Below are 21,843 nucleotides of genomic sequence, written 5' to 3' on the forward strand. Positions count from 1 at the left end.
TGAATGGGACCGATAGACTGGGCCGGCGTTGCCTTCTCCGCGCTGGCCGCCTTTGCCGTGCTCGCTCTCGCGTTTCGAAACGCACCGGGCGTGCGCAGAACTGGCTGGATTGTGACCGGAGTGCTGCTGAGCATCATTCCTGCAGCAATGCTGGGGCATGCGCTCGCCCGGATCGGTCCGGAAAAGCTCGCGGTCAAACCGCAACTGTTCTTCATGCAATCGGCCGGGCTGGCACTGGCGTTCGTAATCCCGGCGCTGTGGTTAACACAGCTGCGTGATGGCGCACCGCGTCGCCAGGCTGTGATTGACAGCCTGGCGTTCCTCGCAGCCTATCTGGCGATGGGCACGGTATTCTGGCTGCGGGCCTAACCTGCGATTTCGCTGATGCGGTGGTGTGGCAGCACGCGCCAGGCGGCGATGGCGAGGATGACCTGCACGGCTTCCACCACCATCGGCGTGGCAAAGCCTGGATAAGTGCCATCCATCGCCGCGCTGAGCGCGCGGCCGGTGCAGGCGATGCCGAACAGCAGCGCTGGGACCAGGAGCAGGTCGCCATTGCGCTTCCAGCCGCCCCACAGTTGGCAGGCACCGGCCACCAGGAAGAAGGCGGTCATATCTGCGCGCAGCACGGCCATGCCGCCCACGCCGATCGGCGCAAGGTTAAACGTTGTGCCCAGCCCGGCAGGATCAAGGAAGAAGCCGATACCCAACATCAGGTTGAACAGGCCGAACAGGAACAGCAAGGCGGTCAGGATCAGGCGCATGGTAATAAAAATCCCCGGTTTAGCGATCCCGACCGTTGTGCCTTACGCGATTGCATAAAGCAAAGGCTGTTGCGCAAGGGGGTGGGGCATTGCACAAGCTGGGCATTATGACTGGACCACGGATTCTATTGGTAATCGGGGGCGGTATTGCCGCCTATAAATCGTGCGAACTGGTGCGGCTTATCCGCAAGCAGGGCGGGGCAGTGACCTGTGTCCTGACCAAAGGCGGTGCGCAGTTTGTGACGCCGATGACCCTTGCGGCGCTAAGCGAAAACCCGGTTCACAGTAACCTGTGGGACCTCAAGAACGAGGTCGAGATGGGCCATATCCAGCTTTCGCGACAAGCTGACCTGATTGTCGTCTGCCCAGCAACGGCAGACTTAATGGCCAAGATGGCACACGGCATTGCCGATGATCTGGCAACGACATTGCTGCTGGCAACGGACAAGCAAGTCTTGGCGGTCCCTGCGATGAATGTTCGGATGTGGGATCACGCCGCCACTCAGGCAAATGTCGCCACATTACGCGCACGTGGGGTCACCGTGTTGGAACCCGATGAAGGGTCGATGGCCTGCGGAGAGTTCGGCCCTGGCCGACTGCCCGAACCGGCAGCCGTGATGGAGGCGATCGACAAGATGCTTGCGTCCGGTCCGCTTGCCGGACAGCCGGATTTTGAGGCTGATCCCGCGCACCGTCCGCTGTTTGGCAAGCACGTGCTGGTCACCGCCGGGCCGACGCACGAGCCAATTGATCCGGTGCGCTACATTGCCAACCGTTCGTCCGGCAAACAGGGCTTTGCGATTGCTGCCGCTGCTGCCCGTGCAGGCGCGCGGGTGACGCTGGTGTCTGGCCCGGTTGCCCTGCCGACCCCGCCGGGCGTTGATCGCGTCGATGTGGAAACTGCACGCGAAATGGCAGAAGCGGTGTGCCGCGCGCTGCCCGCCGATTGCGCAGTCATGGTTGCCGCCGTGGCCGACTGGCGGACCGAAGACTGTGCGCCCGAAAAGATGAAGAAGCGTGGCTCGGCCCCGCCGGCACTGCGGTTGACTGAAAACCCGGATATTCTGGCCACGGTAGCAGCTAGCGACAAGCGCCCCCGGCTGGTGGTTGGCTTTGCCGCCGAAACCGAGAAGGTGCTGGAACACGCCACGGAAAAGCGCAAGCGCAAGGGCGCGGACTGGATCGTCGCCAATGACGTTTCGGGCGGCGTGATGGGCGGGGATGTAAACCTCGTCCACATCGTTTCCAGCAAGGGCGTTGACCACTTGCCCGAACTGCCCAAGGACGAGGTTGCCGATGCGCTCGTCGAAAGGATTGCCGATGCCCTCAACGTCTAATTCTGGGGCCGATGTGCCCGTGGCGGTGGTACGCCTGCCGCATGGTGAGGGGCTAGATCTTCCGGTCTATGCCACAGCTGGTGCAGCCGGGATGGATGTTGTTTCGGCCGAGGACGTGACGATCGTGCCCGGTGCTCGCCATGCCGTTGCCACCGGCCTCGCCATGGCGATCCCCGAAGGGTTCGAGATCCAGGTCCGGCCACGCTCGGGGCTGGCGCTCAAGCACGGGATTACCGTGCCCAATACTCCCGGCACGATCGACAGCGACTATCGCGGTGAGTTGAAAGTCATCCTGATCAACCACGGCAGCGAGGACTTCGCGATCCGCCGCGGTGATCGGGTGGCACAGCTGGTACTGGCCCCGGTAACGCGCGCCAGTTGGGTGGAAGTTGCCACGCTGGACGAAACCGCACGCGGCGCTGGCGGGTTTGGTTCAACCGGCGGCGTAGTCGCCCTAAAGGGTTGATAGTCGGCTGGCGGGCAACGAAAAAGGCGGGTCCGTTGCCAGGCCCGCCCCTTTCACTCTTGTCCGACTTGTCGTGTCTCAGTTGCGGCGGTTCTTTTCCGGCGCGACCGAGATCCGCACAGTCTCCCCAGAATTGCCGGGGAAGTCGGTGAACATGGCCTCAACCAGGTTCGGCACCAGGTACTGCAGGCGGTTTGACACCGATGCCGCTTCGGCCTTGCCTTCGAACAGGCGCTGGCCATCGGCCTTGCGATCGATCTTCAGGCTGATCCCGCTGGTGTAGACGGTGTAGCTTTCAACGCCGCTGTCAAACCACGGATCGTACCAGCCGTGACCCCACACCGCATTCGGGTGGTAAAAGCCCCGGCGGCCATAGCCCCAATAGCCATACCGCGGGCCGTACCAATCAGACCAGAATGGATCTGCAAAGGCGCTGCGACGAACCCGTTCGCGTCCCTTGTCGACGCCATAGTCGAAGCGGACCAGCAAGGTCGCGGCTTCGGGCAGGGCGGGACGATAGCCAAGACCGGCCATCCGTTCCTCTACCAGGCGCGCGTATTGCGAGAACTCCAACCCTCCGGCCAGTTCCGGATCGTCAGCCACGACGGCGAAAGTCTGGCCCTGCGGTGCCGGAAGCTGACTGGCAAAGCGGGTGACCTGGCTGTTGAAGTTTGACGCACAGGCGCTGAGCGCGATCAGCAGCAAAGGCGCCACCGCCAGTTTCAGCCGGGCGAAGGGTGATTGGGTCATGGTCGTCATCGAACCGGAACTCCGTAAGCCGACCCGGCGCGAATCGGCACGCGGACCGGCGCTAAGGTTAGCATGGCAGTATCGCTAGGGAAGCGCGGCTTAATCGGGCTTGAATGCCGATCAGCCCCGCACCAGGCCCAGTGCATTATAGGCCTTCTCCAGCGTTGGCACGGCCAGCGCGCGGGCGTTTTCGGCACCCTTGCGCAGGATCGCATCCAGCGCGGCGCGATCCTGCCGCAGTTCGACAAAGCGGGCGTTGATCGGGGCCAGGCTTTCAACCAGCAGCTCGCCCAGCGCGGGCTTGAACTTGCCGAACCCTTCGCCGCCAAAGCGCGCCAGCACGGCATCCTGGCTTTCACCGGCCATGGCGGCGTAGATCCCGACCAGGTTGGCCGCTTCGGGCCGGCCATCCAGCCCCGCCTTTTCGGAAGGGAGGGGCTCGGGATCGGTCTTGGCCTTCTTGACCTTGGCCATGATCGTGTCGGCATCGTCGGTCAGGTTGATCCGGCTCATGTCCGAAGGATCGGACTTGCTCATCTTGGCCGAACCATCGCGGAAGGACATGATCCGCGCGGCTTCGGCCGGGATGATCGGATCGGGCTGGGTGAAGACCTCGGCCCCGTTGCCGAAATCATTGTTGAACTTCTGCGCGATGTCGCGGGCCAGTTCCAGGTGCTGCTTCTGATCTTCGCCCACCGGCACGTGGGTGGCCTGGTACAGCAGGACGTCGGCGGCCTGGAGCACCGGATAGGTGAACAGCGCGACCGAGGCCCCTTCGCGGTTCTTGCCGGCCTTATCCTTCCACTGGGTCATGCGGTTCAACCAGCCCATCCGGGCCGTGCCGTTGAGCAGCCACTGCAGTTCGGCGTGCTGCGGGACCTGGGCCTGGTTAAACAGGATCGAGCGATCGGGATCGATCCCGCAAGCGACCAGCGCCGCCACCATCTCGCGCGTATTCGATGCCAGGTCAGCCGGGACATGCGGCTGGGAAATCGCGTGGAGATCCGCCAGGAAATAGAGGCACTGCCCGCCTTGCGCGGTCACGTCATCCTGCATCCGCACCCAGTTGCGGATCGCGCCCAGGTAATTGCCAAGATGCAGGTTGCCCGTGGGCTGGATACCGGAAACGACGCGCATGCTAATTATTGTACCTCCAGAATATCATCATCGCGCTCGTCACGCTTTGCGCTGCGGCGGCGCAAAGTAGCGAGCAAATCGGGATCAATTGCGCCGACCAGATAGGCTGTGACGAAGAAGACTGCCATCCCCGTCCCGACGAGTGCAGTCAAAGACCAGATCCGGTTTAGCACCGATCCGCCGAAATAGGGCAACAGCGCGGGCATCAGTAACATAAGTGCAGCCCCCATCATTGCCGTGGCGACGATCTGTCGCCCTATCCGGCCCGCCAACTTGGCAGAAAAATGGAACCAGCCGCGGCGATGCAGAATGACATAGAGCAGCAGGCAGTTGAGGCTGGCCGACGAGGCTGTCGCCGCCGCCAGGCCAACAATGCCGTATTGCCGCACAACATAGAAATTGAGGAAGACGTTGAAGATCAGCGACGCCAGCGCGGTCCAGACCGGGGTGCGGGTATCCTCGCGCGCGAAGAACCCGGGGTTGAGGATCTTCACGATCACATAGGCGGGAAGGCCGGCCACCAGCGCGACGACAATCTGCGCCATGATCACCCCGTCTTCGGGCCTGAACTTGCCGCCAACGAAAAAGGCCGTGACAAAAGCCGGTGCGCATACAGCCAGGGCGGCCGCTGCCGGCAGGGTTAGCAAGGTGGCGATTTCGAAAGCGTTGGTCTGCAGCCGCTGCGCCTCGGCCCGGTTGCCGGTGTGGATGTGGCGCGAAAGCATCGGCAGGATTGCCGTGCCCAGCGCGATCCCAACAATTCCCAGCGGCATCTGGTTTAACCGGTCGGCCAGCTTGAGCAGTGTCAGAGATCCCTGCGGCAGGCTGGTGGCAAAGAAGGTGTCGACGAGTTGACTGATCTGATAGATTCCCGCGCCAAAGGTGGCTGGAAGGATCAGCGCGCCCAGGCGTTTCACCTCGGGTGTCAGCTTCGGCAGGCTCAATTTGAGCCGGACGCCGGCACGCCGTGTTTCCCAGATCAGGTAAAGCAGTTGCAATAAGCCTGCCGCCGAAACCCCAACGGCCAGTGACCACGCCGCATAGAGATCATCGCCGCGGTTGGCCTGCCAGGCAATTCCCATGGCGCAGATGAGACTGACGTTCAGCAAGATCGGGGCTGCCGCACCCGGTGCAAAGCGCGACCTTGCGTTCAGCAGACCGGATAGCATTGCCACCAAACTGATCAGGGCAAGATAGGGGAAGGTCACACGGCTGAGCGTTACCGCCAGCTCGAACTTGCCCGGAATCTTCTCGAACTCGCTGGCCAGCAGCCAAACGATTGCCGGCATGGCCAGCATGGCCAGCGCGCTGAAGGCGATCAGCACCCAAACAAAGACTGCGAGCACATCGTCTGCAAACTTTTCGGCGGCATCTTCGCTGCCGGGCTGGCCATCGTGCCCATGCAGCGCGCGACTGTAGAGCGGCACGAAGGCCACACTGAACGCCCCCTCGGCAAACAGCCGGCGAAAGGTATTGGGCAGGGTAAAGGCCAACTGGAAGGCGTCCGCTGCCAACCCTGCACCCAGCACCCGCGCCAGGATCATATCCCGCGCAAAGCCAAAAACGCGGCTGACCGCCGTCAGCCCGCCAATCGTGCCGACGTTGCGGATCAGGCTCACGCGGGCCCCCGGGCGATGATTTTAGGCGTTGCCGACCGGCGCCGCTTCGCCTTCAGCCTGCTGGGCTGCCAACTGCTGGAGGTAAATGCCGTTGAAATCGATCGGCTCAAGCAGCAGCGGCGGGAAGCCGGCATCGCGCACAGCATCGGCGATGACGCGGCGGGCGAAGGGGAACAGGATGCGCGGCGCTTCGGCATAGGTGAAGGCATGCTTTGACGCATCGTCCAGGTTGCGCATACCGAGCAGGCCGCAATAGGACAGGTCGATGATAAAGGCAGTGCCTGCCTCGCCAACCGACTTGAGCGCGATCTTCAGTTCAATCTCGCTTACTTCGTCGCTCAGCTGGCGCGCGCCGATGTTGAACTGGACATCGATCTGCGGGGTGTCGGTCCACGAATAGCTGTCCGGGGCGTTCGGGTTTTCGACCGACAGGTCCTTGACGTACTGCGAGATGATCCCCGCGGCCGGGGCGGTGTCAGCGCCATTCATGGCGGGGCCTTCAAGGCCAAGGTCGGTGATGATGTTGCCTTCGTCGGACATGTTACAGCGTGCTTTCGGCTGGATTTGGAATGGAAATTGGCCGCGCGACTAGCATCGCGCGGGTTCTGCGGCAAAGGATTTTGCGCCAATGTGACCGCCTTGCGCCACCTGTCGCAAAAAATTGCCGTCAGGGCGATGTCCATGCGTTGTTCATTTGTCTTGGCTACCTATTTAGTCATAGGGAATTGCAAAGCCGCGCCGCTGCGGCAGGGACTGAGCCACGTGGACAAGACCGTCGAGATCGTCATCCTCGCCATGATCGCAGCCTTTCTGGGCTTGCGGCTTTACTCGGTGCTTGGCCGCCGGGCGGAACATGAAGAGGAAGTGATCCAGGGCCCTCGTCCGGCGGAAACCCCTCGCACCTCGGGTGGCGAGTCGGTTGAGCGGGGCGCCCAGCCTGCGCGCTTGCCGGTAGCCGGAGTGACCCCGGCGATTGAACGCGGACTGCGTGAAATTGCTGCGGCAGATCCGCGCTTCAACATCGCAGCCTTTCTGGAAGGGGCGAAGGGGGCCTACCGAATGATCCTTGAAGCCTTCTGGAAGGGGGACAAGGAAGCATTGGCTGAACTTTGCGATCGCGATGTCTATGAAGGGTTCGTCGGTGCTATCGCCAGTCGCGAAGCGGCCGGCGAAACGATGGACAATCGCCTGGTGCGAATAGAAGAAGCCGCAATTGTTTCAGCTGCTTTCGAAGCGCCAATGGCCCGCATCGCGATCCGGTTTTCCGCCGACATTGCTGCCGTGACGCGCAATGCTTCGGGCCAAGTGGTCGCTGGTTCGCTCGACGATGCGGTCGAAGCGCGCGATCTTTGGACATTCAGCCGCAACATAACCTCCACCTCGCCCGACTGGCTGCTCGACGAGACTGACGAGGCCTGACGCCGCATGCGGCGGGGGGGAATCGCAGCGCTGCTGGGGCTGGCAATGCTGGCCGGATGCGGCCGCATTATCCCGGCGCCGCGCGTTATCACCCAGCCGCCCGCGGGGGTCGTAGCGACGACGGCGCTTGCTTCGGGTTTCTGGGCCGGGCCGCCGATCGATGGCCTGGAGATCGCGCAGGCTGACGCGGCCGCGGCTTTGCAGGCTTTCCGAGAGAGTTGTCCGCGGTTGGTGGAGCGTGAAGATGCATCGGGCCTGACCCGACCGTCCGATTGGCACCAGTCCTGTTCGGCGGCCGCCAAGTGGCCGGAAAGTGAGGCGCGGCGCTTCTTCATGCAGCATTTCGAGGCCGTCAAGATTGGCGATGGCAAGGCGTTTGCTACCGGCTATTATGAGCCGGAGATTGCCGGAGTGCGAACCCGCCAGCCGGGCTTCGACGTGCCGGTCTATGCCCTGCCGCCGGATCTGGTGCGGGCCAAGCCGGGCGATGCTCAGCCCAATCCGAACGGGACTATGCCGCTGGGCCGCTATGACGAAACCGGCAAGTTTGTTCCTTATTACGAGCGCGGCCAGATTTATGATGGGGCGCTTGACGGCAAGGGGCTGGAGATTGCTTGGGCGGCGGACCGGGTGGAGATGTTCTTCCTGCAAATCCAGGGTTCGGGCCGCCTGCGTGCGCCTGATGGATCGGTGATCCGGATCGGCTATGCCGGGCAGAACGGCCATGCCTATACCGGGATCGGCGGCGTGATGCGCCAGCGCGGCCTGCTTGGCACCGGGCCCGGTCAATATTCGGGCTCGATGCAGGGCATCATGCAATACGTGCGCGATAACCCCGAGGCCGGCAGCGCGCTCATGCGCGAAAACAAAAGCTTCGTGTTCTTCCGTGAATTGACTGGCGAAGGCCCGCTCGGTGCACTCGGTGTGCCGGTGCGGCGCGAAAGCAGCGTCGCTGCCGACCCATCGTTCGTGCCGTTGGGCGCGCCCTTGTGGCTGAAGATGGAGCGGCCCGAGGCGAGCGGTTTGTGGGTCGCACAGGATACCGGCGGCGCGATCAAGGGGGCGAACCGTTTTGACACGTTCTGGGGCGCGGGCGAGGATGCTCGCGTCATTGCCGGGGGGATGAGCAGCCGGGGCGAGGCATTGTTGCTGCTGCCTAAGGGAACACTGGCCCGGCTTGGTTCAAGCTGATGCGCCCGCCGCGCGGTCTCTCCGCGGCCGAGGCCGCGTTATGGGCGCGTGTCGCCAGCACGGTTGATCCCCTGCATCCGGGAAAGCCGGCTTCCATCGTGCCGACGATCCAGCTTTCGTCGCCACCGCCGCCACGCAGGGTCAAAGGGCGTGTGCCGCCGCCACCTCCGGCACCGGCACCCAAGGCGGTTCCGACACGCCCGCTCGATCGCCATGGCCTTGATGGGTCGTGGGAGCGCAAGCTGGCTAAGGCGCAGATCACGCCCGACCTGACGCTGGACCTGCATGGCCACTCGCTTGATGCCGCCCACGCCCGGCTCGATGCCGGGCTGATCCAGGCCGTGGCGATGGGCGCGCGTTTGCTGCTGGTGATCACCGGAAAGCCGCGCCCGGTCGCGGCGGCTGACCGCGGTGACCGTCGCGGCGCAATCCGCGCCAAGCTGCTCGACTGGCTGGCAGCTGGTCCGCACGCCAGTCGCATCGCCGCAGTTCGTCCCGCACACCAACGCCATGGCGGATCGGGCGCGCTTTATGTGATCTTGCGCCGGTCCCGATAAAAAGGTGCCCCCCGCGCTCGAAAGCGCGAGGGGCAACAGGGAGGATTGATTATCCGGTGACGATCAGAAGTTGACGGTGGCCGTCACAAAGATCTGGCGCGGATTGCCATAGAACGCGGTCAGCGTGCCTTCGCGGCCCAGCGCCGGGATCAATGCCCCGGTTGTCGGGTTGGTCAGCAGTGCGCCGGTCGTGGCATTGGCACCCATGAACGTATAGCCCGAGGTCTTGTATTCCTTGTTGAACAGGTTCTTGGCGTAGAGGCCAAGGGTCCAGCGCTTTTCCGGTGCCATATAGACCAGCGAGGCATCGACCAGCTGGTAAGCTTCCTGATCAAGGTAGGGGTTCGGGATTTCGAACTGGTAAGTCTTGCTCTTGAACGAGATGCCAGTGGTCGCAACCATGGTGCCCTTTTCGCCCAGATCAGCCGTGTAGCTGGCCTGTGCATTGCCAGTCCAGGCCGGGGTGTTCTGCACCTTGCGGAAGACTGCGACATCGGTCGGGACGCTGGCAATGTTGGTGATGTACTTCTGGAACTTGGCATCGATGTAGCCGAGCGAGCCAGACAGCGTCACCGGGCCCAGATTGGCGCGGGTTTCGAATTCAAGACCCTGCATCCGTGCCTTGCCGGCATTGGAAACCACACCGCAGAAGCTGGGCAGGCCCGAAACGGTGCAGGCAACCGAGCCCGGGATCTGCACGTCGGTGTAGTCCATGCGGAACGCGGCCAGCGCGACGAACAGCTTGCGATCAACCAGCGAGCCCTTGTAGCCGACTTCGTAGCTGTTCACCTTTTCCGGCTTGAAGCTCAGGAAGGCCGCGATTTCAGCATCGGAACGGACGCCGTTGCCATCAAGGTCAGGGGCATTGACGCCAGCGCCGCGCGGGTCAAACCCGCCGCCCTTGAAGCCCTGCGAGAACGAGGCGTAAACATTATGCCCTTCGCTCGGCTTGAAGCTGAGCGAGCCGCGCGGGGTGAACTTCTTGAAGGTGCTCTTGCCCTTGAAGTTGGTACCAGGCGCGCCAAAGGCTACGCCAGCGCCGCCAAACACCGGCGAACCGCCACCCAGGTAGTTCTGGCGCAGGATCGTCGCGGTGCGCTCATCCCAGGTATAGCGACCGCCGACCGAGAGGCTGAGCTGATCGGTCAGATCATAAGTGAAGTCGGCAAAACCGGCCAGGGTGTCGGTGCCGACATCGGCGCTGGTGTAGGCGGTCAGGCCGGCCACGGTGGTGAACAACCGCACGTCAAACTGGGTCAGCGCAGTCGCGTTGAGGTAATAGGCACCGATCAGGCCGTTGAAGCGGCCCGAGTTGATCAGCAGCTGCAGTTCCTGACTGGTCTGATTGTTCTTGTAGATGCCCGGCACGTCAACGTCAGTCGATGCCAGCGCATCAAAGTCGATCGGCGAGGCTGAATCGTCCTTGCGGTAGGACGTGATCGAGCGAACGGTCAGGGTGTCGTTCAGTTCGCCTTCCATAAACAGCGAAGTGCCCCAGGCCTTCACGTCCTGCTTGGGCGAAGTCAGTGCACCCCGGGTGTCGAAGACATTGCCCAGCATCGGGGCGTTAGTGAACTGGCTCGGGATCAGTCGATGCCCGCCGCGCTCGTTCGAACGGTCGTGGGTGTAGTCGGCCGAAACGCGCGCAAAGAACCCGTCGGCGTGGACTTCCGCAGTGCCGCGGCCAGCCCAGATATCCTTGTTGTAGTTGTCACGGCCGGTGGTCAGGTTCGTGCCGAACCCGCCCCGGGTCAGCCGGGCGAGCGAGCCGCCAAGACGCAGCGTGCCATCACCAACCGGGGTGCTGGCGGTAATCACGCCATCAGCCTGGTCATAGGTGCCATAGGTGCCGCGCAGCGACAGGCGCGGATCGGTGCCGATTTTGCGGGTGACATACTTGACCGCGCCGCCCACGGTATTGCGGCCATAAAGCGTGCCCTGCGGCCCGCGCAGAACTTCGATGCGCTGGACATCATAAATGTCGACCACAGCGGCTTGCGGGCGGTTCAGGTAGACGTCGTCAAGATAGATCCCGACGCCCTGTTCAAAGCCGGAAACCGGGTCCTGCTGGCCCACGCCGCGGATGAAGGCGGTGAGGGTGGAGTTGGTTGCGCGGCTGGCTTCCAGCGTCACGTTCGGGGCCTGTTCGGCGACGGCGGTGATGTCGATCGCGCCGGTGCGCTCCAGCTGATCGGCCGAGAGCGAGGTGATCGCGATTGGAACGTCGGTCAGGCTCTCTTCGCGGCGGCGGGCGGTGACGATGATCGCGTCATCATCAGCGGCACTGGCGCCTTCCTGGGCGAATGCCGGGGTGGAAAGGCCGGCAAAGGCGCTGGCAATCAGCGAGGCACGGCAAAGCAGGGCAGTGGTACGCATCGGTGGGTTCCTCCCAAAAAATCCTCTGCCGCAGGGCCAGAGGCCCCAGGCTATGGCTGCAACCTATATAAAAGTTGAACCAACTTTCAACTTCTCTATGCTTGGACCGAGCGAAAGGAAGCGCGAATGGTGGGGAAACGTGGCCCAAGTGCCACAGCGGCGGATCGCACTGCCGTCCGGATGGAAAGCAAAGGGATGGACGCAGCAGTCAGCCTGCCGCGCGAGCCGCGCGAGCCGCGCACCGAGCGCGGGCGCCGCACGCAGCGCGCGATCCTTGATGCCGCCGCCGCCGAATTTGGCGACAGGGGCTTTCACGAAAGCTCGATCGTTTCGATCACCCAGCGCGCCGGCGTCGCCTTGGGCAGTTTCTACACCTACTTCGAAAGCAAGGAGGCGCTGTTCAAGGCGCTGGTGCAGGACATGAGCGGCCGTGTGCGCGATCATGTCGCGCCGGTCCTGCGTGGCCACCAGGGTGGCGCGGTGGCAGCCGAAGGCCTCGCGCTGAAGGCATTTCTGGACTTCGCCCGCGATCACAAGGAAATCTACCGGATCATCGACGAAGCCGAATTCGTCGCGCCAGAGGATTGGCAGGCGCACTATCTCAACACAGCCACGCGCATCCTCGAACGCCTGCAAGCCGCGCGGGCAAGGGGGGAACTGGGGATCGAGCCGAACGAGGTGCACGCCTGGGCGCTGATGGGCATGAACGTGTTCCTGGGCCTGCGTTTTGGGGTCATGGATCAGGCCGCGGATCTGGATGCTGTCGCAGCTGCGGCCAATGCCCTGATCAAGGACGGGTTGGGATAGACCTTACCCCGCCACCCCGCTAAGGCGCGCGACCATGTCCAATCGCCGCACCTTTGCCATCATTTCGCACCCTGACGCGGGTAAGACCACGCTAACCGAGAAGCTGCTGTTGCAGGGCGGGGCGATCCACCTGGCGGGTGAGGTCAAGGCGCGCGGGGCGGCGCGGCGGGCGCGGTCGGACTGGATGAAGATCGAGCAGCAGCGCGGCATTTCGGTGACCAGCTCGGTCATGACCTTCGAGCGGGACGGAGTTACCTTCAACCTGCTCGACACGCCGGGCCACGAGGACTTTTCCGAAGACACCTATCGCACCCTCACTGCGGTCGACTCTGCGATCATGGTGATCGACGCGGCCAAGGGGATCGAGCCGCAGACCCGCAAGCTGTTTGAGGTTTGCCGCCTGCGTTCGGTGCCGATCATCACTTTCGTCAACAAGGTTGACCGCGAAGGGCGCTCGGTATTCGAAACGCTCGACGAAGTGGCCGATGCCCTGGCGCTGGACGTCTGCCCTATGTCCTGGCCAATCGGCATGGGGGGCGAGTTCAAGGGCGTACTCGATTTCGCGACCGACCAGATCAGTCGCCCGGAAGGCGATAGCCGCGAATTCCTGGGCAAGCGCGAAGCCGCCAGCGACATTCCGGCCGGGATCGCCGAAGAGATTGAACTGGCCCAGGCCGGTTACCCGGAATTCAACCTTGAAGCCTATCGCAATGGTGACCTGACCCCGGTCTATTTCGGTTCCGCGCTCAAGAACTTTGGCGTGGCGGAGCTGATCGATGCGATAGCCAAATATGCCCCGCCGCCGCGCCCCCAACCGAGCGAGCAGGGCACCGTCCAGCCCGATGGCAAGGAAGTGACCGGCTTCATCTTCAAGGTCCAGGCTAATATGGACCCGATGCACCGCGACCGGATCGCCTTCATGCGGCTGGTTTCGGGCACCTTCAAGCGCGGCATGAAGCTGACACCCTCTGCCCTGGGCAAGCCGATCGCCATTCACTCGCCGATCCTGTTCTTCGCGCAGGATCGCGAGATTGCCGACAGCGCAGAGCCGGGCGACATCATCGGCATTCCCAACCACGGCACGCTGCGGGTGGGCGATACCCTGAGCGAGACCAACAAGGTCCGCTTCACCGGCCTGCCCAACTTTGCGCCTGAAATCCTGCGCCGCGTGGCGCTGAAGGACCCGACCAAGACCAAGCAACTGCGCAAGGCGCTGGATGACCTGTCCGAAGAGGGCGTGATCCAGGTGTTCTACCCGGAAATCGGCGCGCAATGGATCGTCGGTGTGGTCGGCCAGCTGCAGCTGGAAGTTCTGATCAGTCGACTGGAGGCAGAGTACAAGGTGGAGGCCATGCTCGAAGCCTCGCCCTTCGATACTGCCCGCTGGGTTCGCGGCAGCGAAGCGGCGCTAAAGGCCTTTGCCGATTTCAACCTTTCCAACCTGGCCAAGGACCGCGATGGCGATCCTGTGTTCATGGCGCGCTCGGCCTGGGATGTCGGCTACCAGCAGGAAAAGAACCCGGACCTGGTCTTCTCGGCCACCAAGGAGCGTTGACCGAAGTTCCGCGGCAGGCCTAGGTTCGGGCCATGGACTTCACCGATCACATCACGCCCGACCACGAAGCCATGATCGCCCGGCAGGCGGTCTATTTCGTTGCCACCGCCACGAACGAGGGGCGGATCAACCTCAGCCCCAAGGGCCTGGCCGACAGTTTCAAGGTGCTGGGCCCCAATCGGGTCGCCTATCTTGACCTCGGCGGTTCGGGGAACGAGACCCATGCTCACCTGGCGGCAGATGGCCGCATCACCATCATGATGTGCAATTTTGAACAGCCCGCGCTGATCTTGCGGATTTACGGGCGCGGGCGCCCCGTCCTGCCGCAGGATGATGATTGGGCCGATCTGGCGGGCCATTTCACCCTGCTGCCCGGCACGCGCCAGATCTTCGATATCGCGGTCGAAAGCGTCCAGACCTCGTGCGGCTGGGGTGTCCCGGTCATGAGCCTCGACCAGGAGCGTGAGACTCTGGTCAAGTACCACGCTCAGGCCGATCCAGCGAAGTGGGAGGCCAAGGTGGCCGCCCGAACCCGCTCGATCGACGGCCTGCCGACCCGCGCGACCGACCGCTACATCGCGGGCGAATAACACCCCGGTGCGGCTCAAGTTTGCCAGCTACAACATCCACAAGGCCGTCGGCACCGATCGGCGGCGCGATCCCGACCGGATCCTGGCCGTGCTGCGCGAGATCGACGCCGACGTGATCGCCCTGCAAGAGGCGGACCGCCGGATCGGGCGGCGCGAAAGCGTGCTCCCGCGCGAAACGATCGAGGATTACACGCCTTGGCGCCCGGTCGCGCTGAACCACCGCCCGGATTCGCTCGGCTGGCACGGCAATGCCCTGCTGGTCCGGCGCGACATTACGGTGGTGGAGGCAGGCGTGGTGCCGCTCCCCACGCTGGAACCGCGCGGGGCGATCCGGGCTGACCTGATGGTGGAGGGCCAGCGCTTCCGCGTGGTCGGCATGCACCTGGACCTCTCCGGCCTGCGCCGCCGCCAGCAGGTCCGCACAATCCTCGATCACCTAGCGCGCTGCGATGGCCATTGCCCGACCGTGCTGATGGGCGATTGCAACGAATGGAGCCTCCACCGTGGCGCCCTCAGCGAATTCCGCGCGCCGTGGCGGCTGATCACGCCGGGCGCCAGCTTCCCCTCACGCCGCCCGCTCGGCCGGCTCGACCGGCTGGTTCTGTCCGAGCAGTGGGAGCTGGAGGAGGCTGGCGTGCACCACTCGGCCCTGGCGGCCAAGGCCTCGGATCACTTGCCGGTGTGGGTGGAGATCATCCAGATTTAAAAAATTCGATCAGTGCAAAGGTCGAGTTGTCGCCACTAGCCGGCATAACTCGCAATCAAGGATAAGCCGCCGGTTATGCCGCCAACTGTAAGTGCGATGATCGCGACGGCCGTCGCGACCCATTGCCAGCGCCAAGTGTCCAAGTCACTCTTGCTCGGCATTTGATTTAACCGATCCAGCACCGCCTTAAGGTCACCCTTGATGTCGCGTAGGTCCTCGCGTGTTACGTCGACAAGGACCTCGAGGCGGGAAATGCGGCTTTCCATTCCGTCAGATGTACTCCCTCCACCTCCGCCCTTCAAGGGAAGTTCTGGTTCGGGCGGTCGGTGTTGCTGCTGCATCTCCACCCAAGCGCCTAGCCGAGAGTCATCGACACTCATGGAGTGTAGCCTGTCAGATCGTCAAAAATTTTGTCCAGCTTGACGGCTTGCTCTCGGATCTTTGCAATTTGTGCTGCGCTGGGGGCCTGTCCATTGGCAATTGCCTCAAGTGCGCTTGCAATAGCATTTAACGCTATGCTTGTTGTGATAGCGGTACCAGATACATCGCCGCGCACTGCTGGGCGTCGGTAAATGATCTCATTGATTCCCATGCTCAGCCTCATGTTTGCATATGATATTGCATGGTTTTTTTTGATTTCCAATCCTATTGTGCTGCTCACCCAAAGCAGTTTCTCGCAATCGCGGACTGGACAGTACTGCATTCGCCGATTGAGCACGGCTGGTATCGTGGGACAAAACTGACGTGGATTAGCTTTGTCTCTCGAATTGCTCATGCCTAAAAAATAGGCAGGTGCGCAGGAATCGAGCGCCTGCCCGCCCAAGCTCGTAATTCTGTTCCAAAGATTCCCCTGAATTCCAGCGATAACTCCAAACTGGCACGCCCCTTGCAAAGTCCGCTCCGCCGGGATGGTTCCGGCAGGCAAACAGGGGACGGGCATGAAATTCATCATCGCCATCATCAAGCCCTTCAAGCTTGACGAGGTGCGTGAAGCTCTCGGCGCGATCGGCGTCGCGGGCATGACCGTGACCGAGGTCAAGGGCTTCGGGCGGCAAAAGGGACAGACCGAGATTTACCGCGGCGCGGAATATTCGACCAATATGCTGCCCAAGGTGAAGGTTGAGGTCGCCGTGGGCGACGATCTGGCGGACCAGGTGATCGAAACGATCCAGCAGGTCGCCAGCACATCGTCGATCGGCGATGGCAAGATCTTCGTGCTCGATCTGGCATCCGCCACCCGCATCCGCACCGGCGAAACCGGGGATACCGCGCTGTGAGCGCCGGACCCGACAGGAGGACTTATCCGATGATCCGCAAGCTTGCTGGCGGTGCGGGCGCGCTTGGCGCCTGGCTCGCTACCACTTCAACGGCGCTGGCGCAGGAAACTGCCGCCGGTCCGATCAAGGCCCCCACGGCCGACCAGATGGCCGGCATGGTCGATAAGGGCGATACGGCCTGGATGCTCGTTTCCGCCGTATTGGTGCTGATGATGAGCGTTCCGGCGCTGGCCCTGTTCTATGGCGGCCTGGTCCGCACCAAGAACATGCTGAGCGTGCTGATGCAGGTCTTCATGATCGTCAGCATCGCCGCGCTGGTCTGGGTGGGCTGGGGCTATTCGATGGCCTTCACCTCGGGCGGGGATTCCGCCCTTGCTCCGTTTGTCGGCGGGTTCAGCAAGGCCTTCCTGGCCGGGGTTTCCGCATCAACCTATGCGGCAACCTTCTCGAACAACGTCTACCTGCCCGAATTCGTCTTCGTGGTGTTCCAGATGACCTTCGCCTGCATCACGCCGGCGCTGATCGTTGGCGCCTTTGCCGAACGCGTGAAGTTCTGGCCGCTGATGCTGTTCATGGTGCTGTGGCTGACGATCGTCTATTTCCCGGTCGCGCACATGGTGTGGTACTGGGCTGGCCCAGACTTCCTGGTCGATGCCAAGACCGACGTTGGGTACCTGTGGGGCATGGGCGCGCTGGACTTTGCCGGCGGCACCGTGGTGCACATCAACGCCGGTATCGCAGGCCTGGTGGGCTGCCTCATGATTGGCAAGCGGATCGGCTTTGGCCGCGAAGCGACCCCGCCGCACTCGCTGACCATGACCATGATCGGCGCATCGCTGCTGTGGGTGGGCTGGTTCGGCTTCAACGCCGGCTCTAACCTGGAAGCCAATGGCGTGACCGCGGTGGCCTTCATCAACACCTTTGTCGCCACTGCCGCCGCCGCCCTGTCGTGGGCCGTGGTTGAGCAGATCCACCACAAGAAGCCGTCGATGCTGGGTGCCGCCACCGGGGCCGTCGCCGGCCTGGTTGCGATCACCCCGGCCTCGGGCTTTGCCGCCCCGGTCACCTCGATCGCACTTGGCCTGCTGGTTTCGCCAATCTGCTACTTCTTCGTCAGCTACGTGAAGAACAAGCTGAAGTACGACGATACCCTGGATGTCTTCGGCGTGCACTGTGTCGGCGGGATTGTCGGGGCAATTGCCACCGGTGTGGTCGCTGATCCGGCGCTCGGCGGGCAGGGCTTCTTTGACTACACCGTCTTCCCGGCGGCAGTCGGCAGCTATGACATGGCCGCCCAGGTCCTGACCCAGATCAAGGCCGTGGCGATCACCCTGGTCTGGTCGGGCGCGGTCTCGGCAGTCCTCTTTTTCGCGGTCGACAAGATCTTCGGCCTGCGTCCTTCCGAGGAAGCAGAACGGGAAGGTCTCGACCTCACCGAACACGGAGAGCGCGCCTACAACATGTAATGCTCTTTATAGCTTGGCGGGGTCGGGGCCTCCTCCTCTCCTCACCCGATCCCGCCTACCGACGTTCCTCCTGCGAACGTAAACTCAAAAGGCCGGAGCATTGCTGCTCCGGCCCCTTTTTTTGTAGGGTGCGGACAGGTCGTCCGGCCTGTCATGGCAACACCGGCCCACTCCCCCGGCCCAACCGCCCCGAGGGTACCATCATTGGGTCGTTGGGCCGGGGGAGCGGGCCGGTGTTGCGCGTCACTCGCTAACGCGATTGGAAAACTTAACGCGCCAGCGCGGCTTCGCACTCCGCCATCAGCTCGGCCATGATATCGGCCACGGGCTCTTCCTTGCTGACCATGCCGACCGACTGACCGGCCATCAGCGAACCGTTTTCGACATCGCCGTCAATCACTGCGCGGCGCAGCGCGCCGGCCCAATAGTGCTCGATCTGCAGCTGGGCCTCGCCCATCTCGATCTTGCCCTCGTCAAGCAGCTTGGCAACTTCGACCTGCTTGGCGGTGAACTCCTCGGTGCCCTTGTTCTTCAGCGCGCGGACCGGGATCACTGGCAGGCGTGGGTCAACCTGGACCGAGGCGACCGCATCGCGCGCGTTGGCGCGGAAGAAGGCCTTCTTGAAATCGGGGTGGGCGATGGACTCGCTTGCACAGGCGAAACGGGTGCCAAGCTGGACACCCGAAGCGCCCATTTCGAGATAGGCGGCGATCATGTCACCGCGGCCGATCCCGCCGGCAACGAACACGACGAATTCTTCGGCAAGTGCGGGCAGGAATTCTTGCGCCAGTACCGAGGTGGCGACCGGGCCGATATGGCCGCCCGCTTCGCTGCCTTCGATCACCAGCGCGTCGGCTCCCGAACGCAGCAGCTTCTTGGCCAGCGCCAGCGTGGGGGCGAAGACCAGTACCTTGGCGCCAAAGTCCTTGATCGCCTCGACTGAGCCCTTGGGAGGGATGCCTCCGGCCAGGACAACGTGGCCGACCTTGTGCTTCGCGCAGACCGCGATCAGGTCAAACAGCTGGGGGTGCATGGTGATCAGGTTCACGCCGAAGGGCTTGGCTGTGAGCGCCTTGGTCGCGGTGATTTCCGCATCCAGCAGGTCGGGCGTCATCGCACCGCAGGCGATCACGCCAAAGCCACCGGCATTGCTGATCGCGGAAACCAGGTTGCGTTCGGATACCCAGGACATCGCGCCGCACAGGATCGCATGTTCAGTGCCCAGAAAAGCGCGGCCGCGCTCCATCAGCGCATGGGTCTTGTCGTACACCGGAAATTCCCCCCGTGGTCGTAGCGTCGCGCGCCTATAGGAAAAGCAGCCGGACGGCGCCAGTCCTCAGCGAGTAATCGGAAATACACCACACTCTATCCGGATTTGATCGCTTCGTCCGATTAAAAGTGCAAGCCATGGTGTTCTCAGAGCCCGGCGAGTCCCGGACTGAACAGGAGATAGACCATGGATGCCAAGACCGGATCGATCGCGGGCGGTGGCTGCCCCTTCCACCAACAGGATGGCGGCGTGCGCGCCCTGCTGGGTCGCACCAACCGTGATTGGTGGCCGGATGCCTTGGCCGTCGACATCCTCTCTCCTAACGGGCCGAGCGATCCGATGGGTGATGACTATAACTATGCCGAGGCCTTCAACACGCTCGACTACCACGCGCTCAAGGCAGACCTGACTGCGCTGATGACCGACAGCCAGCCGTGGTGGCCGGCGGACTATGGTCATTATGGCCCGTTCTTCATCCGCATGGCCTGGCACGCGGCCGGGACCTATCGCACTGGCGATGGGCGCGGCGGTGCGAATAGTGGTCAACAGCGCTTTGCCCCGCTCAATTCCTGGCCCGACAACGGCAACCTCGATAAGGCCCGCCGCCTGCTGTGGCCGGTCAAGCAGAAGTATGGGAAGCACATTTCCTGGGCTGACCTGTTCATCCTGGCTGGCAATGTCGCGATTGAATCGATGGGTGGACCGGTGTTCGGCTTTGGCGGCGGCCGCGCCGATGTGTTCGAGCCCGAGAAGGACATCTACTGGGGCAGCGAGGACAAGTGGGTCAACGAAGGCGTCCAGACCCGGATCGACGAGGAACGCGGCCTGACCGAGCTCGACGGGCCGCTCGCTGCGATCCAGATGGGGCTGATCTACGTCAACCCGGAAGGCCCTGGCGGCAATCCTGACCCGCTCCAGTCGGCGCGTGACATCAAGGCGACGTTTGAGCGCATGGCAATGAACCATGAAGAGACAGTTGCACTCACCGCGGGTGGCCACACCTTTGGCAAGGCCCATGGCAATGGCGATCCTGCGTTGTTGGGCCCGGCTCCGGCGGGAAGCGACATTGCCTCGCTCGGCTTCGGCTGGACCAGCAGCGCCGAACACGGCGGCATCGGTGAGCACACCGTGACCAGCGGGATCGAAGGGTCCTGGGTCAACACCCCCACCGAATGGTCAGCCAACTACTTCCGCCTGTTGCTCGACTACGATTACGAGCTGGTCCGCTCGCCGGCCGGTGCGCAGCAGTGGCAGCCAATAAACCAGCGCGAAGAAGATATGGCCCCGTCAGCCTGGGATCCCAGCATCAAGGTTCCAACCATGATGACCACCGCCGACATGGCGCTGAAGATGGACCCCGAATTCCGCGTGATTTCGGAGAAGTTTCGGAATGATCACGCAGCGTTCAAGGATGCATTTGCCCGCGCCTGGTTTAAACTGTGCCACCGCGATATGGGGCCCAAGGCGCGTTACCTTGGCCCGGAAGTCCCGGCCGAAGACCTGATCTGGCAGGATCCGGTCCCGGCAGGCACGATGCCGTCGGACGCCGACGTTGCAGCGATGAAGGCGAAGATCGCTTCGAGCGGCTTGACTGTCAGTCAGCTGGTCAAGACCGCCTGGGCCTCGGCCAGCACCTATCGCAAGTCGGACCACCGCGGCGGGGCCAATGGTGCGCGCATTCGCCTGGCGCCGCAGCGCGATTGGGACGTCAACGAGCCGGCCGAGCTGGCCAAGGTCCTCACCAAGTATGAGGAACTGCGCGCCGGCACCACCTTCTCGATGGCCGACACTATCGTGCTGGGCGGCGTCGTGGGCCTTGAGCAGGCGATCAAGGCGGCGGGCTTCAACGTGGCCGTGCCGTTCACCGGTGGCCGCGGCGATGCCAGCGAAGCGCAGACCGATGCTGAAAGCTTTGCCGTGCTTGAGCCGCAAGCCGATGCCTTTCGCAATTACCTGCCCAAGAAGCTGCGCGTGAAGACCGAGGAAATGATGCTCGATCGCGCCGCCCTGCTGGGCCTGTCGGTGCCCGAAATGACCGTGCTGATCGGCGGCCTGCGCGTGCTGGGAACGAACTATGGCCAGCGCGGCCATGGCAGCTTCACGCACCGCCCGGGCCAGCTGACGGCCGACTTTTTCGTGAACCTGCTCGACATGACCCACGCCTGGAAGTCGGTTGAGGGCAGCGACGAGGAGGAGTTCGTCGCAACCGATCGCAGCGGCGGCGGCGAAAGCTGGCGCGCAACCAGGGCCGACCTGGTGTTCGGCTCCAACTCTGAACTGCGCGCCGTGGCCGAAGTCTATGCCGAACGCGGCAACGAAGAGAAGTTCGTGGCCGACTTCGTCAAGGCCTGGACCAAGGTGATGAACGCCGATCGGTTTGATCTGAATTAGGCGGTTGCAGCACCGCTAATGCCCCGCCTCCGGCCCTGGCCGGGGCGGGGTTGCCATATTTGGTTGGCTTCCTGCATTAAACCAACATTCAGCCGCACCGGCTCACCGCTGCTTGTCGCCGCGGCCGTGCTGCCCTAGGCGCTGCACACCACGCCTGCTGAAGAG

The 21,843-nt window shown here is 63.2% G+C and carries 22 protein-coding genes; 13 read left to right on the forward strand and 9 right to left on the reverse strand.

All coding sequences use genetic code 11. The features are described from left to right. Nucleotides 1-3 precede the first annotated feature (3 nt). Nucleotides 4-369: a DUF1761 domain-containing protein gene (locus tag RQP55_RS04330; RefSeq protein ID WP_315608954.1), complete on the forward strand. Its 366-nt coding sequence runs from the start codon at nt 4-6 to the stop codon at nt 367-369. On the opposite strand, the gene RQP55_RS04335 is transcribed toward RQP55_RS04330, so the two are convergent. Further along, complete coding sequence (locus tag RQP55_RS04335; RefSeq protein ID WP_315608955.1) at nt 366-764, reverse strand: hypothetical protein; 399 nt, start codon at nt 762-764, stop codon at nt 366-368. The two genes, RQP55_RS04330 and RQP55_RS04335, sit on opposite strands and share 4 nt — an antisense overlap. A 107-nt stretch (nt 765-871) precedes the next feature. Between RQP55_RS04335 and coaBC the strand changes: the two genes are divergently transcribed. Together coaBC and dut are read left to right on the forward strand one after the other, a co-directional pair. After that, the gene (coaBC, locus tag RQP55_RS04340) at nt 872-2,101 is read left to right on the forward strand and encodes a bifunctional phosphopantothenoylcysteine decarboxylase/phosphopantothenate--cysteine ligase CoaBC (protein ID WP_315608956.1); all 1,230 of its coding nucleotides are present in this window, start codon (nt 872-874) and stop codon (nt 2,099-2,101) included. Continuing rightward, nucleotides 2,085-2,567 carry a dUTP diphosphatase gene (gene dut / locus RQP55_RS04345; protein WP_315608957.1) on the forward strand — a complete coding sequence of 161 codons (483 nt, stop codon included), beginning with the start codon at nt 2,085-2,087 and terminating at the stop codon, nt 2,565-2,567. The genes coaBC and dut overlap by 17 nt, the downstream gene beginning before the upstream one ends. A gap of 78 nt (nt 2,568-2,645) precedes the next feature. On the opposite strand, the gene RQP55_RS04350 is transcribed toward dut, so the two are convergent. The 4 genes from RQP55_RS04350 to secB form a co-directional block, all read right to left on the reverse strand. Next, the gene (locus tag RQP55_RS04350) at nt 2,646-3,326 is read right to left on the reverse strand and encodes a DUF4136 domain-containing protein (protein ID WP_315608958.1); all 681 of its coding nucleotides are present in this window, start codon (nt 3,324-3,326) and stop codon (nt 2,646-2,648) included. A 111-nt stretch (nt 3,327-3,437) separates the two neighbouring features. Continuing rightward, nucleotides 3,438-4,454 (reverse strand): tryptophan--tRNA ligase, encoded by a 1,017-nt coding sequence (trpS, locus tag RQP55_RS04355; protein ID WP_315608959.1) that lies wholly within the window; start codon nt 4,452-4,454, stop codon nt 3,438-3,440. Between the two features lie 5 nt (nt 4,455-4,459). Next, entirely contained in the window at nt 4,460-6,073 is a 1,614-nt protein-coding gene (gene murJ / locus RQP55_RS04360; protein ID WP_315608960.1) for a murein biosynthesis integral membrane protein MurJ, read from the reverse strand. Nucleotides 6,074-6,094: 21 nt separating this feature from the next. Then, nucleotides 6,095-6,613 (reverse strand): protein-export chaperone SecB, encoded by a 519-nt coding sequence (gene secB / locus RQP55_RS04365; protein ID WP_315608961.1) that lies wholly within the window; start codon nt 6,611-6,613, stop codon nt 6,095-6,097. 255 nt (nt 6,614-6,868) lie between these two features. Between secB and RQP55_RS04370 the strand changes: the two genes are divergently transcribed. From RQP55_RS04370 to RQP55_RS04380, 3 genes are read left to right on the forward strand one after another with little or no spacing between them, the layout of a single operon-like run. Next, on the forward strand, nt 6,869-7,492 hold the full coding sequence (locus tag RQP55_RS04370; protein WP_410000264.1) for a Tim44/TimA family putative adaptor protein: 624 nt from the start codon (nt 6,869-6,871) through the stop codon (nt 7,490-7,492). Nucleotides 7,493-7,498: 6 nt separating this feature from the next. Beyond that, complete coding sequence (locus tag RQP55_RS04375) at nt 7,499-8,683, forward strand: murein transglycosylase A (RefSeq protein WP_315608963.1); 1,185 nt, start codon at nt 7,499-7,501, stop codon at nt 8,681-8,683. Further along, the gene (locus RQP55_RS04380) at nt 8,683-9,240 is read left to right on the forward strand and encodes a Smr/MutS family protein (protein ID WP_315608964.1); all 558 of its coding nucleotides are present in this window, start codon (nt 8,683-8,685) and stop codon (nt 9,238-9,240) included. The genes RQP55_RS04375 and RQP55_RS04380 overlap by 1 nt, the downstream gene beginning before the upstream one ends. Before the next feature lie 63 nt (nt 9,241-9,303). On the opposite strand, the gene RQP55_RS04385 is transcribed toward RQP55_RS04380, so the two are convergent. Next, the gene (locus RQP55_RS04385) at nt 9,304-11,616 is read right to left on the reverse strand and encodes a TonB-dependent receptor (RefSeq protein ID WP_315608965.1); all 2,313 of its coding nucleotides are present in this window, start codon (nt 11,614-11,616) and stop codon (nt 9,304-9,306) included. 195 nt (nt 11,617-11,811) lie between these two features. On the opposite strand from RQP55_RS04385, the gene RQP55_RS04390 reads away from it, so the two are divergent. The 4 genes from RQP55_RS04390 to RQP55_RS04405 are packed head-to-tail and all read left to right on the forward strand — an operon-like array spanning nt 11,812 to nt 15,274. Next, on the forward strand, nt 11,812-12,423 hold the full coding sequence (locus RQP55_RS04390; protein WP_315608966.1) for a TetR/AcrR family transcriptional regulator: 612 nt from the start codon (nt 11,812-11,814) through the stop codon (nt 12,421-12,423). Between the two features lie 34 nt (nt 12,424-12,457). Next, the gene (locus RQP55_RS04395) at nt 12,458-13,978 is read left to right on the forward strand and encodes a peptide chain release factor 3 (protein ID WP_315608967.1); all 1,521 of its coding nucleotides are present in this window, start codon (nt 12,458-12,460) and stop codon (nt 13,976-13,978) included. A 32-nt stretch (nt 13,979-14,010) separates the two neighbouring features. Then, nucleotides 14,011-14,568, forward strand: coding sequence for a pyridoxamine 5'-phosphate oxidase family protein (locus RQP55_RS04400; protein WP_315608968.1), 558 nt, complete (start codon nt 14,011-14,013; stop codon nt 14,566-14,568). Nucleotides 14,569-14,575: 7 nt separating this feature from the next. Then, a complete protein-coding gene (locus RQP55_RS04405; RefSeq protein WP_315608969.1) occupies nt 14,576-15,274 on the forward strand; it encodes an endonuclease/exonuclease/phosphatase family protein in 699 nt (232 codons plus the stop codon). Between the two features lie 35 nt (nt 15,275-15,309). Here the strand turns inward: RQP55_RS04405 and RQP55_RS04410 are convergent, their stop codons facing one another. Both RQP55_RS04410 and RQP55_RS04415 read right to left on the reverse strand, forming a co-directional pair. Continuing rightward, nucleotides 15,310-15,540 (reverse strand): hypothetical protein, encoded by a 231-nt coding sequence (locus tag RQP55_RS04410; RefSeq protein ID WP_315608970.1) that lies wholly within the window; start codon nt 15,538-15,540, stop codon nt 15,310-15,312. A 110-nt stretch (nt 15,541-15,650) separates the two neighbouring features. After that, nucleotides 15,651-16,232 (reverse strand): hypothetical protein, encoded by a 582-nt coding sequence (locus RQP55_RS04415; protein ID WP_315608971.1) that lies wholly within the window; start codon nt 16,230-16,232, stop codon nt 15,651-15,653. Between RQP55_RS04415 and RQP55_RS04420 the strand changes: the two genes are divergently transcribed. Together RQP55_RS04420 and RQP55_RS04425 are read left to right on the forward strand one after the other, a co-directional pair. Next, nucleotides 16,213-16,551: a P-II family nitrogen regulator gene (locus RQP55_RS04420; protein ID WP_315608972.1), complete on the forward strand. Its 339-nt coding sequence runs from the start codon at nt 16,213-16,215 to the stop codon at nt 16,549-16,551. The genes RQP55_RS04415 and RQP55_RS04420 overlap by 20 nt on opposite strands. Nucleotides 16,552-16,580: 29 nt before the next feature. Then, entirely contained in the window at nt 16,581-18,017 is a 1,437-nt protein-coding gene (locus RQP55_RS04425; protein WP_315608973.1) for an ammonium transporter, read from the forward strand. Nucleotides 18,018-18,285: 268 nt separating this feature from the next. Here the strand turns inward: RQP55_RS04425 and RQP55_RS04430 are convergent, their stop codons facing one another. Beyond that, nucleotides 18,286-19,263: a nitronate monooxygenase gene (locus tag RQP55_RS04430; RefSeq protein WP_315609006.1), complete on the reverse strand. Its 978-nt coding sequence runs from the start codon at nt 19,261-19,263 to the stop codon at nt 18,286-18,288. 210 nt (nt 19,264-19,473) lie between these two features. Between RQP55_RS04430 and katG the strand changes: the two genes are divergently transcribed. After that, entirely contained in the window at nt 19,474-21,678 is a 2,205-nt protein-coding gene (gene katG / locus RQP55_RS04435) for a catalase/peroxidase HPI (protein WP_315608974.1), read from the forward strand. Nucleotides 21,679-21,843 lie beyond the last annotated feature (165 nt).

It is taken from the genome of Novosphingobium sp. APW14 (assembly GCF_032337075.1).
Classification (GTDB): domain Bacteria; phylum Pseudomonadota; class Alphaproteobacteria; order Sphingomonadales; family Sphingomonadaceae; genus Novosphingobium.

Coding starts and splice junctions, on each gene's coding strand:
- RQP55_RS04385 (WP_315608965.1), bottom strand. CDS start 11,616: ATGCGTACCACTGCCCTGCTTTGCCGTGCCTCGCTGATTGCCAGCGCC.
- RQP55_RS04430 (WP_315609006.1), bottom strand. CDS start 19,263: ATGGAGCGCGGCCGCGCTTTTCTGGGCACTGAACATGCGATCCTGTGC.
- RQP55_RS04380 (WP_315608964.1), top strand. CDS start 8,683: ATGCGCCCGCCGCGCGGTCTCTCCGCGGCCGAGGCCGCGTTATGGGCG.
- secB (WP_315608961.1), bottom strand. CDS start 6,613: ATGTCCGACGAAGGCAACATCATCACCGACCTTGGCCTTGAAGGCCCC.
- RQP55_RS04425 (WP_315608973.1), top strand. CDS start 16,581: ATGATCCGCAAGCTTGCTGGCGGTGCGGGCGCGCTTGGCGCCTGGCTC.
- coaBC (WP_315608956.1), top strand. CDS start 872: ATGACTGGACCACGGATTCTATTGGTAATCGGGGGCGGTATTGCCGCC.
- trpS (WP_315608959.1), bottom strand. CDS start 4,454: ATGCGCGTCGTTTCCGGTATCCAGCCCACGGGCAACCTGCATCTTGGC.
- RQP55_RS04375 (WP_315608963.1), top strand. CDS start 7,499: ATGCGGCGGGGGGGAATCGCAGCGCTGCTGGGGCTGGCAATGCTGGCC.
- dut (WP_315608957.1), top strand. CDS start 2,085: ATGCCCTCAACGTCTAATTCTGGGGCCGATGTGCCCGTGGCGGTGGTA.
- RQP55_RS04415 (WP_315608971.1), bottom strand. CDS start 16,232: ATGGCGATGATGAATTTCATGCCCGTCCCCTGTTTGCCTGCCGGAACC.
- RQP55_RS04335 (WP_315608955.1), bottom strand. CDS start 764: ATGCGCCTGATCCTGACCGCCTTGCTGTTCCTGTTCGGCCTGTTCAAC.
- katG (WP_315608974.1), top strand. CDS start 19,474: ATGGATGCCAAGACCGGATCGATCGCGGGCGGTGGCTGCCCCTTCCAC.
- RQP55_RS04390 (WP_315608966.1), top strand. CDS start 11,812: ATGGACGCAGCAGTCAGCCTGCCGCGCGAGCCGCGCGAGCCGCGCACC.
- RQP55_RS04420 (WP_315608972.1), top strand. CDS start 16,213: ATGAAATTCATCATCGCCATCATCAAGCCCTTCAAGCTTGACGAGGTG.
- RQP55_RS04350 (WP_315608958.1), bottom strand. CDS start 3,326: ATGACGACCATGACCCAATCACCCTTCGCCCGGCTGAAACTGGCGGTG.
- RQP55_RS04400 (WP_315608968.1), top strand. CDS start 14,011: ATGGACTTCACCGATCACATCACGCCCGACCACGAAGCCATGATCGCC.
- RQP55_RS04330 (WP_315608954.1), top strand. CDS start 4: ATGGGACCGATAGACTGGGCCGGCGTTGCCTTCTCCGCGCTGGCCGCC.
- RQP55_RS04370 (WP_410000264.1), top strand. CDS start 6,869: ATGATCGCAGCCTTTCTGGGCTTGCGGCTTTACTCGGTGCTTGGCCGC.
- RQP55_RS04395 (WP_315608967.1), top strand. CDS start 12,458: ATGTCCAATCGCCGCACCTTTGCCATCATTTCGCACCCTGACGCGGGT.
- RQP55_RS04410 (WP_315608970.1), bottom strand. CDS start 15,540: ATGGAAAGCCGCATTTCCCGCCTCGAGGTCCTTGTCGACGTAACACGC.